The 15,696-nt window shown below is 73.7% G+C and carries 12 protein-coding genes and 1 tRNA gene; 7 read left to right on the top strand and 6 right to left on the bottom strand.

Annotation, left to right across the window (positions count from 1 at the left end):
* Positions 1–90: 90 nt before the first annotated feature.
* Both ACFYZ3_RS35300 and ACFYZ3_RS35295 read right to left on the bottom strand, forming a co-directional pair.
* A complete protein-coding gene (locus ACFYZ3_RS35300) occupies positions 91–867 on the bottom strand; it encodes an isoprenyl transferase (protein WP_011029274.1) in 777 nt (258 codons plus the stop codon).
* A 399-nt stretch (positions 868–1,266) separates the two neighbouring features.
* Positions 1,267–1,339 (bottom strand) — tRNA-Ala (locus tag ACFYZ3_RS35295).
* 180 nt (positions 1,340–1,519) lie between these two features.
* On the opposite strand from ACFYZ3_RS35295, the gene ACFYZ3_RS35290 reads away from it, so the two are divergent.
* Both ACFYZ3_RS35290 and ACFYZ3_RS35285 read left to right on the top strand, forming a co-directional pair.
* Positions 1,520–2,068: a DNA-binding protein gene (locus ACFYZ3_RS35290; RefSeq protein ID WP_104636363.1), complete on the top strand. Its 549-nt coding sequence runs from the start codon at positions 1,520–1,522 to the stop codon at positions 2,066–2,068.
* Between the two features lie 86 nt (positions 2,069–2,154).
* Positions 2,155–3,942, top strand: coding sequence for a protein kinase (locus tag ACFYZ3_RS35285; RefSeq protein ID WP_388526577.1), 1,788 nt, complete (start codon positions 2,155–2,157; stop codon positions 3,940–3,942).
* Positions 3,943–4,005: 63 nt separating this feature from the next.
* Here the strand turns inward: ACFYZ3_RS35285 and ACFYZ3_RS35280 are convergent, their stop codons facing one another.
* Positions 4,006–5,334, bottom strand: coding sequence for a hypothetical protein (locus tag ACFYZ3_RS35280; RefSeq protein ID WP_388526574.1), 1,329 nt, complete (start codon positions 5,332–5,334; stop codon positions 4,006–4,008).
* A gap of 129 nt (positions 5,335–5,463) precedes the next feature.
* Positions 5,464–5,592 (bottom strand): DLW-39 family protein, encoded by a 129-nt coding sequence (locus ACFYZ3_RS35275; protein ID WP_003999697.1) that lies wholly within the window; start codon positions 5,590–5,592, stop codon positions 5,464–5,466.
* 338 nt (positions 5,593–5,930) lie between these two features.
* Between ACFYZ3_RS35275 and ACFYZ3_RS35270 the strand changes: the two genes are divergently transcribed.
* From ACFYZ3_RS35270 to ACFYZ3_RS35260, 3 genes are all read left to right on the top strand, one after another.
* Positions 5,931–6,308: a DUF6344 domain-containing protein gene (locus tag ACFYZ3_RS35270; RefSeq protein WP_388526573.1), complete on the top strand. Its 378-nt coding sequence runs from the start codon at positions 5,931–5,933 to the stop codon at positions 6,306–6,308.
* A 180-nt stretch (positions 6,309–6,488) separates the two neighbouring features.
* On the top strand, positions 6,489–7,277 hold the full coding sequence (locus ACFYZ3_RS35265; RefSeq protein ID WP_388526570.1) for a GntR family transcriptional regulator: 789 nt from the start codon (positions 6,489–6,491) through the stop codon (positions 7,275–7,277).
* Positions 7,274–8,068 carry a glycosyltransferase family 2 protein gene (locus tag ACFYZ3_RS35260; protein WP_388526567.1) on the top strand — a complete coding sequence of 265 codons (795 nt, stop codon included), beginning with the start codon at positions 7,274–7,276 and terminating at the stop codon, positions 8,066–8,068. The genes ACFYZ3_RS35265 and ACFYZ3_RS35260 overlap by 4 nt, the downstream gene beginning before the upstream one ends.
* Before the next feature lie 97 nt (positions 8,069–8,165).
* On the opposite strand, the gene ACFYZ3_RS35255 is transcribed toward ACFYZ3_RS35260, so the two are convergent.
* Together ACFYZ3_RS35255 and ACFYZ3_RS35250 are read right to left on the bottom strand one after the other, a co-directional pair.
* The gene (locus tag ACFYZ3_RS35255) at positions 8,166–9,041 is read right to left on the bottom strand and encodes an FkbM family methyltransferase (RefSeq protein ID WP_388526564.1); all 876 of its coding nucleotides are present in this window, start codon (positions 9,039–9,041) and stop codon (positions 8,166–8,168) included.
* 68 nt (positions 9,042–9,109) lie between these two features.
* Complete coding sequence (locus ACFYZ3_RS35250; protein ID WP_388526560.1) at positions 9,110–9,322, bottom strand: ferredoxin; 213 nt, start codon at positions 9,320–9,322, stop codon at positions 9,110–9,112.
* Positions 9,323–9,878: 556 nt separating this feature from the next.
* Between ACFYZ3_RS35250 and ACFYZ3_RS35245 the strand changes: the two genes are divergently transcribed.
* Together ACFYZ3_RS35245 and ACFYZ3_RS35240 are read left to right on the top strand one after the other, a co-directional pair.
* A complete protein-coding gene (locus tag ACFYZ3_RS35245) occupies positions 9,879–10,154 on the top strand; it encodes a hypothetical protein (protein ID WP_388526557.1) in 276 nt (91 codons plus the stop codon).
* A 374-nt stretch (positions 10,155–10,528) separates the two neighbouring features.
* Positions 10,529–15,661, top strand: coding sequence for a hypothetical protein (locus ACFYZ3_RS35240; protein WP_388526554.1), 5,133 nt, complete (start codon positions 10,529–10,531; stop codon positions 15,659–15,661).
* Positions 15,662–15,696: the final 35 nt, after the last annotated feature.

Here is a 15,696-nt window from a genome sequence, read left to right as displayed (position 1 = left end):
CGCCGGCCGCCTTCTGTCGTTTCCACATCGCCGCGGGGCGGGAGACTCACGGTCTCCCGCCCCGCGGCGATGTTTCACGTGAAACGGCGCTCAGCGGCCGTAGCGGCGTTCCCGCAGGGAGTAGGAGCGCAGGGCGCGCAGGAAGTCGATCTCCCGGAAGTCCGGCCAGTACGTCTCGCAGAAGTGGACCTCGGCGTAGGCGGACTGCCAGAGCAGGAAGCCGGAGAGCCGCTGTTCGCCGGAGGTGCGGATGATGAGGTCGGACTCGGACCGTGTCTTGGAGTACAGGTGCTTGGAGATGTGCTCCATGGTGAAGGTCTCGATGAACTCGTCGATGTCGCCGCCCTGGGAGCTGTGCTCGGTGAGGGCGGAGCGCACGGCGTCGACGATCTCGCGTCGGCCGCCGTAGCCCACGGCGACGTCGACCTTGGTGCCGCCCTTGCGGCCCTGGGTGGCGGCGGTGGCGGTCTTGAGGCGGCTCGCTGACTCCGCGGGCAGCAGGTCCAGGGCGCCGACGGCCTCGACGGGCCAGGGGTTGCCCGGCGCGGCCAGCTGCTCGACGACCTCGGCGATGATGTCGATGAGGGGGTTCAGCTGTTCTTCGGGCCGGGCAAGGTTGTCGTCGGAGAGCATGAAGAGGGTGACGTGCTCGATCTGCGCGGAGTCGCACCAGCGCAGGAAGTCCAGCACCTTGGCGCCGCCGGCCCGGTAGCCCTCGCGGGGGTCGTCGATGCCCGACATCTTGGCCCACCGGCGGTTGCCGTCGAGCATGATGCCGATGTGCTGGGGGCGTGGGCGTCCTTCCAACTCTCTGACCAGCCGCTTCATATAGAGCGCGTCGAGAGCGGCCCGTACCTTCGCCCGCATGGTCTACCCCTTCCACCTCGTCGGTAGCGACCGGACGGCTCCGACGGCGATGAGCCACGTGGCACCGCCCCGCAGGGGTCTGCGCTGATGCCCTGTGGGGTGACGATATCAAGAGCAGACAGCGCCGCCGGGGCGCCGAGAGGGGCCCGTGCGGGGGCCGGTTCCCGTGGCGGCGCGGGCGCCGGAGCGCTGTTCCACGTGCTCAACTGGCCCTTTCCCTCCGGTCGTTGTTGATCACCCGGTCGGTGCGTGCGGTACCGGGCGCGGTGTGGGGCCGGCGACGGTGAGGAACGTCTCCGTCCGCCGGCGCCCGCGAGGGCGGGCCCCCTGCGGCCCGCCGGAAGCGAACAGAGCGCCTCCGATCTACGTTTCCGCAGGTCGGAGGCGCTCTCTTGACGGTGGAGCCTAGGGGAGTCGAACCCCTGACATCTGCCATGCAAAGACAGCGCTCTACCAACTGAGCTAAGGCCCCTCGGGTGGCGTCGCCGGTCCTGGTGTCGCGGACCGTCGGTCGCCGCGGACAAGAGTACCGGGTCGCCCCCCGTATCTCACAAATGATTGGGGCTCCCGGGGAACGACCACGCTCCGTAAGATGCTCGGCGTGGTTCGCTGGAGCGAACTGCGGTTTTTGGGGAAGCGATGGGGAGACGCAATGGACGCCGCACAGCAGGAAGCCACCGCAAGAGCGCGGGAACTGCAGCGGAACTGGTACGGGGAGCCGCTGGGGGCGCTCTTCCGCAGGCTTATCGACGATCTCGGTCTCAACCAGGCTCGTCTCGCGGGGGTGCTGGGGCTGTCCGCGCCTATGCTGTCGCAGCTGATGAGCGGCCAGCGGGCGAAGATCGGCAATCCCGCGGTGGTCCAGCGGGTGCAGCTGCTGCAGGACCTGGCGGGGCAGGTCGCCGACGGCAGTGTGAGCGCGGCCGAGGCCACGGAGCGCATGGACGAGATCAAGAAGTCCCAGGGGGGCTCGGTGCTCAGCAACACCACCACGACCACCAGTAGTTCGGGTGCGCCCACGGTCAAGCGGGTGGTCCGGGAGATCCAGTCGCTGCTGCGCTCGGTGGCGGCCGCCGGAGACATCATCGACGCGGCGGACTCCCTGTCCTCCTCGCATCCGGAGCTGGCGGAGTTCCTGCGGGTGTACGGCGCGGGCCGCACCTCGGACGCGGTCGCGCACTACCAGTCCCACCAGAACTGATCCCGGGGGTCCGGTCGCCGAGGGGGTCGGCGGCCGGGCCCGCGGGAGTGGCGCGACAGGTCCCAGGGGAGGAGCGGCGCACAGCCATGGGTGAGGTCTTCGCGGGCCGGTACGAGCTGGTCGACCCGATCGGCCGGGGCGGGGTGGGTGCCGTCTGGCGTGCCTGGGACCACCGGCGCAGGCGTTATGTGGCCGCGAAGGTGCTTCAGCAGCGGGACGCGCACTCGCTGCTGCGGTTCGTCCGCGAGCAGGCGCTGCGGATCGATCACCCTCATGTGCTCGCCCCCGCGAGCTGGGCCGCCGACGACGACCAGGTCCTGTTCACCATGGACCTGGTCACGGGGGGTTCGCTGGTTCATCTGGTCGGGGACTACGGGCCCCTGCCGCCCGACTTCGTGTGCACGCTGCTCGATCAGCTCCTGTCGGGCCTGGCGGCGGTGCACGGGGAGGGGGTGGTGCACCGTGACATCAAGCCCGCCAACCTGCTCCTGGAGGCGACGGGGACGGGCCGTCCGCGCCTGAGGCTGTCCGACTTCGGTATCGCGATGCGGCTGGGTGAGCCCCGGCTGACGGAGACCAACCTCGTGGTGGGGACGCCGGGTTATCTCGCGCCGGAGCAGATGATGGGTGCGGAGCCGGACTTCCCGTCGGACCTGTTCGCGGTCGGTCTGGTGGCGCTGTATCTGCTGGAAGGGGCCAAGCCGGACGCCAAGGTGCTCGTCCAGCATTTCGCCGAGCACGGTACGCCGCCCGCGCCGCGGGGGATTCCCGAGCCGCTGTGGCAGGTCGTGGCGACGCTGCTGCAACCGGACCCGTCCGCGAGGTTCCGTACGGCGACGGGGGCGCGCAAGGCGCTGGCGGCGGCTGTGGAGCTGCTGCCTGAGCCCGGGCCCGACGACGAGCTGATCGAGATCTTCGACCAAGTGGGCCCGCTGCCAACGGGGTTCGGGCCCGAGGGTCCGCTCAAGAAGGCCTCCGGCGTGGACGACGTACCGACGGACCCGCGACGCCCTGCGGTCGCGTCTTCGGCCGCGGACCCGTCCCCGCCCGCCACTCCGCCGGCATTCCCGCCTGCGCCCCCCTGGCGGGGCACGCCCTCGGCCCCGCGGCCGGCCGGCCCACCGCCCGACCGGGACCAGCCGTCGCCCGGCGTCCCGAGCCCGCCTCCGACGGACCCGGACCCGGCACCCGCGTCCACACCGCCCGGCACTCCCGCGACGGCGACCGGCGGCGCCTCCGCCCCCGCCCCCGGACGGGCGCCCGCGTCCCCGCACCTGCCCCCGCCGAGTGCACCGCCTGCCTTCGGCGACACGCCGTCCGCACCGAACGGCGTACCGCCGGACCAGGACTGGACGCCCTCCACACCCTCCACACCCTCCGGGCCCACCGCACCGCCCTCGGCCCCCGGCAGCCCGCGTCCCGCCCCGCACGGCACGCACTCCGAGGAGGTGCCCCTGGCCGGGCGGTCGGGTGCCATGTCGGAGACCGGCAGTTTCCACCTGCCGCCCCCGCAGCCGACCGTCACGCCGGCGCCGGACGCGGCGGCCGAAGCGACGCAACCGCCCGCACCGCACCCGGCGTTCACGGGCGGACCGCAGCACCTGCCGCCGGACCGGGCCCCCGGCCGCAGCCGGTCCCCGGCACCGCACGGGCCGCCGCTCCCCGCCCAGTCCCTCGCGCCGTCCCCGGCGCGGCGTGCCGACGTCCCCACCGCCGCGTACACCGCCCGGAACCCTCGGTCCGCCCCTCCCGCCCAGCACCGTGGGGCACGGCGCCGCCGCCGTCCCGGTCCCCCGGCGCGGGTGGCCCTGCCGCTGCTGCTGCTCGCGCTGGCCTGCTACGCCGTGGGCTTCTGGGCGCTGACCCGGATCTGAGTCCGGGGCGCCGGACGGCCGGGGCCTGCCCCCGGGTCCTACGACCGTGGCCTGCCCCGGGTCCTACGACCGGGGCCCGTTCCAGGTCCTGCGCCGGGCCGTCGCCGTCCACCCGGCCAGGCCGAGCAGCAGCAGGCTGCCGGTGCCGATTCCGCCGACGGCGACCGCCTTCATGGCGAGGTCGTCGTCCGCCGCCCCGCCCTCCGGGGCGGCCACCCGTTCCTGCGCGGAGACCTCGAAGAGGCCCTTCGGCCGGGACTCCCCCGCGTACCCGGGGCCGGTCCCGGCCGATCCCCCGAGTCGCAGGCGCAGCGTCAGTGCGAAGGGGCCCCGGCCGAAGTCGTCGGCCACCTGCGACGCGAGATGGACCACGACGTAGTAGTCGCCGGCGAACCGCAGCGCGCCGACCTGTCCCGCGGTGGCGTACCGGTTGGAGTACGCCACGGGCGGCAGGGGAGCGAGGCCGACCGTGGTCGTCCGCCCGGTGTAGCCCTTGGCCGCGTCGTCCACCTCGCCGCGCACGGGGTTGTGCAGGGCCAGTCGCAGGGCACCGGTGGCATAGCCGGAGGCGTCCGCGGAGCCGGCGAGTTCGGCGGTGGCGTACACCTGACGGCCCCAGTCGACCGGCACCTTGTAGTAGAGGCTCTCCCCGGGCCGGATGTCGTCGCGCCAGACCCCCTGCCCGACCAGGGTGGCGCGGGCGAATCCGTTGCCGCCCGCCCGGCGTTCCGGTTCGCCGGCGAGGGGTTCGGGCGAGGCGGAGTCCCAGGCCTCGGGGGCCTTCGTCGCGCCGGTCTCGCGCGGGCGGGGCTCGGTGGCGACGGTGATTTCCAGGTCCCAGTCGTCCGGCGGGGAGTCCTGGGGCCGGGTCCGCTCGACGCCCACGTAGTACGTGCCGGGGTCCTGGCACCGGTGGGCGGCGGGGTCGATCTCGCGCATGCCCCGGGCGGTGACCGGGCGGGGGCTGCGGGCGGCGCCGAAGGTCGCGCTCTGCACGGAGCACGAGCCGCCGTCGGCGTCCCGCACGGAGACCCGGATGCCGTCGACCGCGGTGACCTCATCGTCGGCGCCGGGAACGGCGGTGACGGAGACGTAGGCGTCCGAGGCGGCGTCGAGTTCGAGGCGGTAGTAGAGGGTGCCGTTCCTCGGCAGGGAGCTGCGGTACGTGGCGCCCGCCTCCAGCGGTTCGGCGCCCGCCGTGGCACTCGCGCCCGCGACCCGTACGGCGTCGTCGGCGAAGTCGTACCCGGCGGCCGAACCGGCCGAACCGGACCCGAGACCGGCCGCGAGGGCCGTGGCACCGGGGAGGGCGGCGGTCGTGGCCAGTACGGCGGCCACCACGGCCACGCGCCCCGTCGCGGCGCCCCGTCGAGCCGTACACCACCGTCCCATGACCCGCCACCCCTCGCGCTCACCGGCTCTGTCGCCGCCCGCCCCGAGCGGACCGTGCCCCCTCAGGGCAACACAAAACCCCGACCGTTTGACGGCCGGGGTCTGCTCAGGACCGGATGTCGGTCGTACTCACGAACCCGTGGGCACGGAGTCAGTCGCCTCCGTCCACAGATCCTGCTCGGCGCGATCCGCCTGGATCTGGCGGTACACGAGGAGCCCGCCGATGGCGGCCAGTGCGACCAGGAGAAGCTTCTTCACCGCGCGACCTCGTCTTTCCTTGACGTTGGGGACCTTCGGCGCCCGACTATACACACCGGCCGATACCGATCGGTGACCTGCGTCGGCGGTCAACTGCCCGTCGCCGGAGCCCTTTAGAAGCGGACGAACCCATTCTGATCGGAGGGTGATCACACCCTCACGTGCGGTGACTTTTGCCCGCCTCCCTCCCGTCTGCGCACCTTTTCCCGCACCTTGCGGCTATTCGGGTGGTGTTCATCTGAACATCGACGCGCCACGGGCGCAGGTCCACCACTTCGCGGCCCTCATACACATCATGAGGAAAGTACGCAAATCGCCCAACCCGAAAGTGAGGGGCCATGGCCCGGAACAAGGTCCTGACGCTGTGGACCAGCATCGTCACCGCCTTCCTCGCGCTGTGCACGGCGCTCGGACTCGTCACGACGACGGCCGCCGCGGCCGTACCGCAGACCGGAACGCACAGCAACACCGAGAGCGCCTCCCCCGAGGCGGCACCCGCGGCCGCCCTCCCGCTGCCCCGGTCCCGAACCGGCTCCCTGCCCCCCACCATGAAGCAGCGCATCCGCGCCGAGGCGCACGGCGCGGCGCCCAGCTGCCGCCACCACCCGCTCGCCGACGCCGCGACGGCCTCGACCACGGCCACGACCACCGGACTTCCGTGCGACGACACCGCGGTCGCGCCCCGGGCCCAGCACTCCATCCCGCTCCAGCGCTGAGCGGCCCGCGCCACCCCCGACCCTGACGTAACGGCGATCTGCGTACCGCACCACACGCGAGAAACGGCCCGGCCGCTCGACAGAGCAGCCGGGCCGCCGCCGTGTGTGCGCGGGAACACGGCGGTACCCGTACACCGACCCGACTCTTCAAGACCTCTTGAGGAGTTGTAGCCTGCGACCGTGCCCAAGGCCTATGAAGTGATCGCGGACGATCTGCGCCGCTCCATCCGGGCGGGTGAGCGGCCACCCGGCGAGCGGCTGCCCTCGGAGGCCGACCTCGCCCACCACTACCGGCGCAGCGTGCCCACCGTGCAGAACGCGCTCCGGCTGCTGAGCGACGAGGGACTGATCGACAGGCGCCACGGCCTCGGCACCTTCGTCCGCCGCCCCCGCACCCCGGCGGTGCGGGACAACCGGCGCCACCAGTGGGAGAAGGACCGGGCCCGCCGGCCGCTCGCCACCAGGGCCGAGACCGGCGCCACGGAGCACGACACCGGACTGCGGGGCGACGACCTCGTCTTCCACGCCGAGTACAGCGAGCGGAAGGCGTCCGGGGAGCTGGCCGAGGCCTTCGGCGTTCCCGAGGGCACCGTGCTGCTCCAACGCACCTTCCGCACGCGGTACTCGGCCGAGCCCGCTCCCTTCAGCCTCGTCACCTCCTACCTCGTCCGCGACCTGATCGCCGCCAATCCCGCCCTCCTGGACGAGGCCAACGAGCCCTGGCCGGGCGGGACTCAGCACCAGCTCCACACCGTGGGCGTCGAACTGGACCGCGTGGAGGAGCGCTTGACCGCCCGCCCGCCGACACCGGAGGAGGCCGCGGCCCTGGACCTGCCGCCGGGCACGTCGGTGATCCTGCTCCGCAAGACCTCGTACGACACCGGCGGCCGGGTGGTGGACGTCTCCGACGTCACCCTGCCCGGGGACCGTACCGAACTGCTCTTCACGACCCGTCTGGAAAGGTGGTGAGTGCCGTCGTGAACCGGCGCGTCGTCATCGTCACGGCCGTCCACGGCCCCTCCGCCCCCTTCCTCCCCGAGGCCTACGCCTCGCTGTGCGCACAGGAGCTGCCCGGCGGCTGGGAGTGGCGCTGGGTGATCCAGGAGGACGGCCGCACGCAGGACGTCCGGCCGTACGTGCCCGACGATCCGCGGGTCGCGTTCCACCAGGGGCGCCACGGACGGCAGGGCGGGCCCGGAGTGGCGCGCACGATGGCCCTGGCCCACGCGGACGGTGCGTACGTGAAGGTCCTGGACGCCGACGACCGGCTCACTGCGGGCGCCCTGGCCCGCGACCTGGCCGCTCTTGAGGCCGACCCGTCGATCGGTTGGGCCACCTCGCGGGTCCTGGACCTCCTGCCCGACGGTTCGACGGCCGGTTTCCCCGGTGACCCGGCGCACGGGCCGATCGAGCGCGGGGAGGTGCTCGACTTCTGGAGGGCGAACGGCTTCCGGGCCCAGGTCCATCCGGCGACCCTGCTGGTCCGGCGTGACCTGCTGCTCGCCCTCGGCGGCTGGATGGCCCTGCCCGCCTCCGAGGACACCGGCCTGCTGCTCGCGCTCAACTGCGTGAGCCGGGGATGGTTCTCCGAGGACGTGGGCCTCCTCTACCGCAAGTGGGAGGGCCAGGAGACCGGCCAGGCGTCCCACGTGGAACCCGCGGAACGCGATGCCCGGATGGCGGTGGTGGAGGCCAGGGCGCGCGCCCTGGGGTCCTTCGGATGGCGCCTGCCGGAGGGCACGGGCGGCCTCGGTCGCTGAACGCCGGGAGACCGAAGGCCAGGAGGCTGACGGCCAGAGGAGACCGAACGGCAGGAGCACCGACCGGCAGGAGCACCGACCGGCCAGCACCGGCCGGTCAGGGCAGCCGTTCCGCGTCCACCCGCGAGAAGACCAGGTCGCTCTCCCCGGTCACAGGACCGCGCAGACGCTCCGGGGCCCGGGGCGAACCGCTCAGTGCCGGGGGATAGCTCCCGGGCGCGTAGTCGTTGGCCAGCCGGTAGACGTGGAACCCGGCGTCCCGCATCACCGCCAGCAGGTCGTCGACCCGGTCCCCGAGCCGGGCCATGCGCTCCGGTGCCACCTCGACCGTGATCTCCGCGTCGGGACGCAGAGCGCCCAGCATCGGCGCGAGACCGCGCACGACACTCCCCTCGGCGCCCTCGACGTCGATCTTGATCACCCGGGCGGTCGCGATCTCCGCCGTGTCGAGGAGTTCCGGCAGCGGCCGGGCCTCGGTCCGGAAACTGGACTCCACCGGGCCGTCGTACGGGACGATGCTGTTCGCCCCCGTGTTCCGCGAGCTGGCGAGCGCGAAGGTCAGGGTCCTGGTGCGGTCCGAGACGGCGGCGTTGAGCGCGCGGATGTTCCCGAGGGCGTTGAGCCGGGCGTTTTCCACCAGGCGCCGGTGGACGTCCGGGGAGGCCTCGATCGCGACGACTCGGCCCGTGTCGCCGACCAGCCGGGCCGCCAGGACGCTGAAGACGCCGATGTTGGCCCCGACGTCGACGAAGGCGTCCCCCGGCCGCAGCCGGCGCCGCAGCCAGGCGGTCAGGTGCGGCTCCCAGGCACCGAACAGGTACAGGTACCGCTGGATGAGATCCTGCGTGTCCACGGCGAAGCGACCGCCCGAGGGCAGCTCGACGACGGCCCTGCGGGGGTGCTCGCGCAGGTGCGCGTTGAGCCAGCGCGTGGCGAGGGCCGCCTTCCCGAGGGTGCCGGGGCCGTTGCGCACGTACCGCGTCGCGAGGCCGACCAGGGCCTCGGCGACGGCGGCGCCCGGTTCCGGTTCGCCGCGGGTATTCAGCCCCGGACCTCTTCCGTCTCCGTGCCGGCGATGGTGATCGCGGCGGACGGACACCCCTCGGCCGCCTCGCGCACCCGCGGGGCGTCGACGTCGTGTTCCCGGCCGGGTATGACGGCACCCAGGCCGCCCACCTGGGTGAAGACGGACGGGGCCCGGTGGACGCAGTCTCCGGAGCCGTAACACTGCTCGGGGTCGACGGAGATCCTCATGCGCACTCCAGCGGCGGTCGGCGGTCGGTTTCGGAGCCTTCACGACCTGCCTGCCCACGGATCGGCGCACTGAACCCGCCCCGCACGCACGCCCGTTGGCCGACCCGCCTGTTGGCCCGCCCGCCCCCGTCCTCGTAAGATCGTCCGGCAATCCCACATTCCGCCGCGGCCCCGCGGTGGCCTGCGACGGCCCGTGACGACCCGTGATGGCCTGCGGAGTGCCGAGTGCGGAGTCGTGACCGAGGGGGGACGGTTTTGGGGACCGGCGAGCAGCTCGTGACGATCGCGGCCGTGCTGGTCGGCGCGCTGACCACGCACGTCACGAATTACCTGATGGAGCGGAGCCGCAACCGCAACCAGCTGCTGACTCGGTGGGACGACAAGAAGGTCGACGCCTACGGGGAGTACGTGGACGCCGCCAAGCTGCGGATCGCCGCGTCCGTGCCGCTGTACGAGGCGCGGGAGGGGCTGCGCGAGACCCACCGCAGCGAGGAGGACCTCCGCGACGCCCTCGCGGAGGCGAGCCTGCGCTGGGGGGGCCGCCTTCGAGCGGGTCATGCTGCTCGGCGGGGACGAGGCCATCGAGTCCGGGCACGAGCTGAACGTGGTGCTCGCCGAGATCGACTGGCAGGCGACCGGCCGGGTCGACGGCAGCCTGGAGGAGTGGCGGGAGCGGCACCGGGCGGCGTTCCGCGCCATCAACGCCTTCCACGAGGCCGCCAGGTTGGATCTCGGCATCCGGGGCCGCGTCACCGGCGAGAAGCACCCGGAGCGCGACCTGCTGGTCCCGCCCGCCCGCGGGTCGTCCACCGGCTCGTCCGCCGGGGACTGACCCACGGCGGCCGCCGCTGCCCGTTCACAAGTGCGCGTCGGCATGGTTTGGCTCCGGTCCCTCCCCTCGTGGGGACCGGTGCCAAACCATGCCGGCGCCGTTTTCGCGTGCGGTACCGGACGGGCTCGGGGAGGGACGGGCCACCGAAAGCTGACCGAGAACATGCGGCCTCATGGGGTGGCTCTCCGAGTGCTGAGCCGCTGACCTGTCCGGGTGCCGCGGGGCCGCCTCGCCACTGCGACGCGATCCTGCCACCCGAGGTCGCCGCGGAGGAGGGGCCGGAACCCGGAAGCTGCTGTAGCCGCAGGTCAGCCGTATAGAGTGAGTTTTCCGGTCCGGACGTCCAGGTGCGGGGGAAGTAAGGAGTGGAGACCTTGAGTTTCGACTCAGGGGCACGCACGGCCTTCGCAGAACGCCTCGCACTGCTGTACAGGGAGGCCGGCAACCCTCCCCTCAAACGCGTGTCCGAGGCCGTCGTCCGGCTCCAGCGCGTCGACGAACGAGGGCGTCCGGTGCGGGTCTCCGCGCAGCGGATCAGCGACTGGCGGCGGGCCAAGAACGTGCCGGCCCAGTTCCCCGCCCTCGCGGCCGTCCTGCACGTCCTCATACCCCAGGCCCGGCGCGCACGGCCCGTACCGGTCTCCGCCGGTCTGTACGACCTGGTCCAGTGGCAGCGCCTGTGGGAGCGGGCGGTGGCCGACCCGAGCGGTGAACGCCCGGGGGCGGCCGCGGCGGAGGAGCAGACCCCCGCCGAGGCTCCGGCGGCCCTCGGCGGGGTCTGCCCCTACCGGGGCCTGGCCGCCTACCGCAGGCAGGACGCCGACTGGTTCTTCGGGCGGGAACGAAGCACGCGGGCCCTCCTCGCCCAGCTCCAGGCCACGCGGGACACGGGCGGTCTGGTCATGCTGGTCGGCGCCTCCGGGGCAGGGAAGTCCTCCCTTCTGAACGCCGGCCTGGTGCCCGCCCTGCGCACCGGCACGCGCGACGCCGGGGGCGGTCCGCCCAGAAGAGTGCTCCAACTCGTGCCGGGCGCCGACCCGCTCGGCGAACTGACCCGGCTGATACCGCAGCTCACGCCCGTCGTCGTCGCCATAAGGGAAACGGCGGCCCGGGAGACGGACTCCCCCGAGACGTGGAACCCGGGCGACCCACAGACGGAGGACGCCGCCAGGGCGGCCTTCGCGGCCTGGGCAGCATCCCCGGCCCTCCCGCCCGGGCGGGAGGGCCGGGACGGGCAGAACGGGCCGGAGAGTCAGGACGAGCAGGACGGACGGAACGGGCCGGACGGGCGAGAAGGGCAGGACAGGCACCGCACCGACCCGGCCGACCCTGCCGACCCCGCAGAACGGACCAACCAGGCAGCCTGGGCCGGTCGGGCAGGACAAACCGCCCAAACAGACCGAGCCGATGAGGCAGGCCAGGCAGGACAGGCAGGCCGCACAGACCCTGGCAGCCAGCCGGACCGGAACAGCCGAACCGGGCTGAACGGCCGGGGCGACCCGGACGTCTCGGCATGTCGGAACGGCCGGACCGGACGGACGGTCCGGGTGAGCCAGGCGGACGGGCCGGACCCGGGCGGCCGAGACCGTCGGGACGGACGGCACGACCTGGTCGCCCCAGAGGGGCAGCCGAACGGGGGCGACAGGGCCGGCCCGGACAGCCGGCCGGGCAACGCAGGCCAGGTCGAGCAAACAGACCAAACAGACCAAACGGGCCGAGTGAGCGATGTAGGCCAGGGAGGCCAGAGCGGCCAGAGCGGCCGGACAGGGCAGAGCGGCCAGGACGGCGGGGAGATCCAGCCCGCCCCGGTACCCCTCGCGAGGCGGCCAGACGGGCACGACAGGGCCGGCCCGTACGGCGAGGACGGCGGAGACGGCCAGGACCGGCAGATCGGCAGGCACGGCCGGGACGCACAGGACGCACAGGACGACCGCGACGACCGCGACGACCGCGACGACCGCGACGACCGCGACGACCGCGACGACCAAGACAGGCAGGCAGGCCCCCGCGACCGGGCACGCCGGCTCAGCCCCAGCACCCAGGACGGACCGAACAGCCAGGCACGCCGGCTCAGCCGGACGCACTCGGACGGCGAGACCCGCCCAGCGGGACCGCAAGGGCAAGCGGACCCGACCGGCCGGGCGAGCCGGACGCGCCCGCCGGACCGGGCACCCTCCGACAGCCGGGACGGCCAAGAAGAGCACGCGGCCCCCGATGCCCGGCAGCGTCCGGCCCTCTCCGGCAGCCGGGAAGAGCACGCAGGCGGCCCCGACGCCCCCGCGGCTGCCCGGCCGGTCGTCATCGTGGACCAGTTCGAGGAGCTGTTCACGCTCTGCGCCGACGAGGCGGACCGGCGCGTGTTCATCCAGCTGCTCCAGGCCGCCTGTGTGCCCGGCGCCGACGGTGACCCGCCGCCGGTGCTGGTGACCCTGGGCGTACGCGCCGACTTCTACGACCGGTGCCTGCGGTACCCCGAGCTGGCCGACGCGCTGCAGCACCGGCACATGGTGCTCGGGCCGCTGACCACCGCGGAGCTGCGCGAGGCGGTGACCGCGCCCGCAAGGGCCGTCGGCATGGAGCTGGAACCGGGGCTCGCCGAGCTGATCATCCGCGAGGTGAGCACCGACGGCCCGCGCGGTGCAGGCGGCGCCCACGCCTTCCGGGCCGTGGGGGAGCACGACGCGGGCGTGCTGCCGCTCCTGTCCCACGCCCTGCTCGCCACCTGGCAGCGGCGCAAGGCGGGCCGGCTGACCCTGGCCGGGTACCGCGCGGCCGGCGGCATCCAGGGCGCGGTGGCCGCGACCGCCGAGCGGGCCTGGTCCGGTCTGGATCCGGCGGCCCGCACGGCCGCGCGGCTGCTGCTGCTCAGGCTGATCCGGCTGAGCGAGGACACGCAGGCCACCCGCAGGCGCAGCACTCGGCGTCGGCTGGCCGAGGAGTCGAGGGACCCGGGCAAGACCGAGGAGTCCCTCGAGGCGCTGGTGCGGGCCCGGCTGGTGACGCTCGACGCGGACACCGTGGAGATCACCCACGAGGCACTGCTGCACGCCTGGCCCCGGCTGCGCGACTGGATCGACGAGGACCGCGCCGGAAACCTGCTGCGCCAGCGGCTCGAGGAGGACGGCCTGGCCTGGGAGGAGTCGGCCCGCGACTCCGCGCTGCTCTACCGGGGCTCCCGGCTGGCGCAGGCCGACGGCTGGGCGAAGTCGGCCGACGACACCTTCCTGACCCGCAGCGCGGTGGAGTTCCTGGCCGCCGCGGTCAGGCTGCGCAGGCGCACCGTCATGATCAGCCGTGCCGCGGTGTCGGCGCTGGTCGTCCTGGCCCTCCTGGCCGTCGGTTCCGCGGTGCTCGCCTGGCAGCAGCGCAACGACGCCGTGTTCGAGCAGGTGGTCGCCGAAGCGGACCGGGTCCAGGACACCGACCCGTCCCTGTCGGCCCAGCTCGACCTGGCGGCGCACCGCCTGCGGCCGGACGACGAGGACGTCAGGAACCGGCTGATCTCGATCGTGAACGCGCCCCTGGCCACCCCGCTCCTCGGGCACACCGGGGCCGTCTACCTCACCTCTTTCAGCCCCGACGGACGGATCCTGGCGACGGCCAGCTACGACCGGACCGTCCGGCTCTGGGACGTCTCGGACCCCGACCGTCCGAGGCAGCTGGGCAAGCCCCTCACCGGACACACCAGCTGGGTGAGCACCGCGGTGTTCAGCCCGGACGGCCGCACCCTGGCCAGCGCCTCGGACGACGGCACGATCCGGCTCTGGGACGTCACCGACCCCGGCCGCCCGCGACCGCTCGGGGCACCGCTGGCCGGCCACGGCGGCACCGTCTACCTGCTCGCCTTCAGCCCGGACGGCCGCACCCTGGCCTCCGCCCACGACGACCACGCCGTCCGCCTGTGGAACGTGGCCGACCGACGCGCCCCCGAGGCGCTCGACACCCTGACCGGTTCCACGGGGGCGGTGCGCTCGGTGGCCTTCAGTCCCGACGGGGACACGCTCGCGGCCGGCGGCGACGACGACAAGGTCCGGCTCTGGGACGTGAGCGATCCCCGCCGGCCCGAGCCGGCCGGCGCACCGCTGGCCGGCCACAGCGGCCTGGTGCACTCCGTGGCCTTCAGCCCCGACGGCCACACCCTCGCCAGCGGAAGCGCCGACGACACCGTCCAGCTCTGGGACGTCACCGACCCCGCCCGGGCGAAGCCCGTCGGCGCGCCGCTCACCGGCCACAGCGGCCCCGTCTGGGCGGTGGCGTTCAGCCCCGACGGCGCCATGCTCGCGGTGAGCAGCGCGGACAGTACGGCGAGCCTGTGGAACGTCAGCGACCCGGCCTACCCCTCGCAGGTCGGCGTGCCCCTTGCCGGGGGCAGCGGCGAGATGTACGCCCTCGGCTTCAGTCCCGACGGCCACACCCTCGCCACCGGCAGCGGCGACAGCAAGGTCCGCCTGTGGTCGCTGCCGACGTCGGACATGATCGGCCGCATCGGGGCCTTCCGTCCCGACGGGCACGTACTGGCCACGGCGGCCCGCGACGGCCGGGTCCGGCTGTGGGACGTGACGGACCCCGGCCGGCCCGTCTCGCTGAGCGCTCCCTTCGAGCCGGGGGACGGCGACATACGGTCCTTGGTGTTCTCCCCGGACGGCGGGACGCTCGCGGTCCTCGTGGGGGGCAGCGCGCTGCAACTGTGGGACGTCACGGACCCGGCCGGGCCCACCGCCCACGGACCGCCGGTGGCACTGAACACCCGCTACGCGGGCCCCGACACCCTGGCGTTCAGCCCGGACGGCCGCACCCTGGCCACGGCCCACGACGACCGCACCATCCAGTTGTGGAACGCCGCCGACCCGTCCCGCCCCCGCCGCCTGGGCAAGCCGCTCACCGGCCACTCGGGATACGTGAACACGCTCGCGTTCAGCCCGGACGGCCGCACCCTCGCCAGCGGCGGTGCCGACGACGCCGTACGCCTCTGGGACGTCACCGACCCCGCGCACGCCACCCGCCTCGGCGCGGCCCGTACCGGGCACCTAGGGCCCGTCAACGTCCTCGCCTACAGTCCCGACGGCCACACGCTGGCCAGCGGCAGCGACGACGGCACGGTCCGGCTCTGGGACGTCACCGAGCCGGGCGGGGCGTCCGGCGCCGAGACCGCGCTCGCCGGACACACCGACTCGGTGGTGTCGCTGACGTTCAGCCAGGACGGCGACACCCTGGCCAGCGGCGCCAACGACAACACGGTCCGGCTCTGGAGCGTCACCGACCCCGCCGAGGCGGCCCCCATCGGCCGGGCGATGAGCCCCAACGCCAAGACGGGCAACTTCCTGTCCTTCAGCCCCGTCAGCCACATGCTCGGGGTGTCCAGCGGCACGGACTCGGTCCGGCTGTGGAGCCTGGACGTGGACGACGCCATCGACCGCATCTGCTCGGCCACCCGGGGTGTGCTGACCGAGGAGAAGTGGCACGAGTACCTGCCACGCCTGGACTACGAGCCGCCGTGCGACCAGTGAGACACCACCACCGCACACGTGATCCCTGTCACATC

The organism is Streptomyces sp. NPDC001599, assembly GCF_042893535.1.
GTDB lineage: Bacteria > Actinomycetota > Actinomycetes > Streptomycetales > Streptomycetaceae > Streptomyces.
This window is presented reverse-complemented; position numbering and strand designations above follow the sequence as displayed.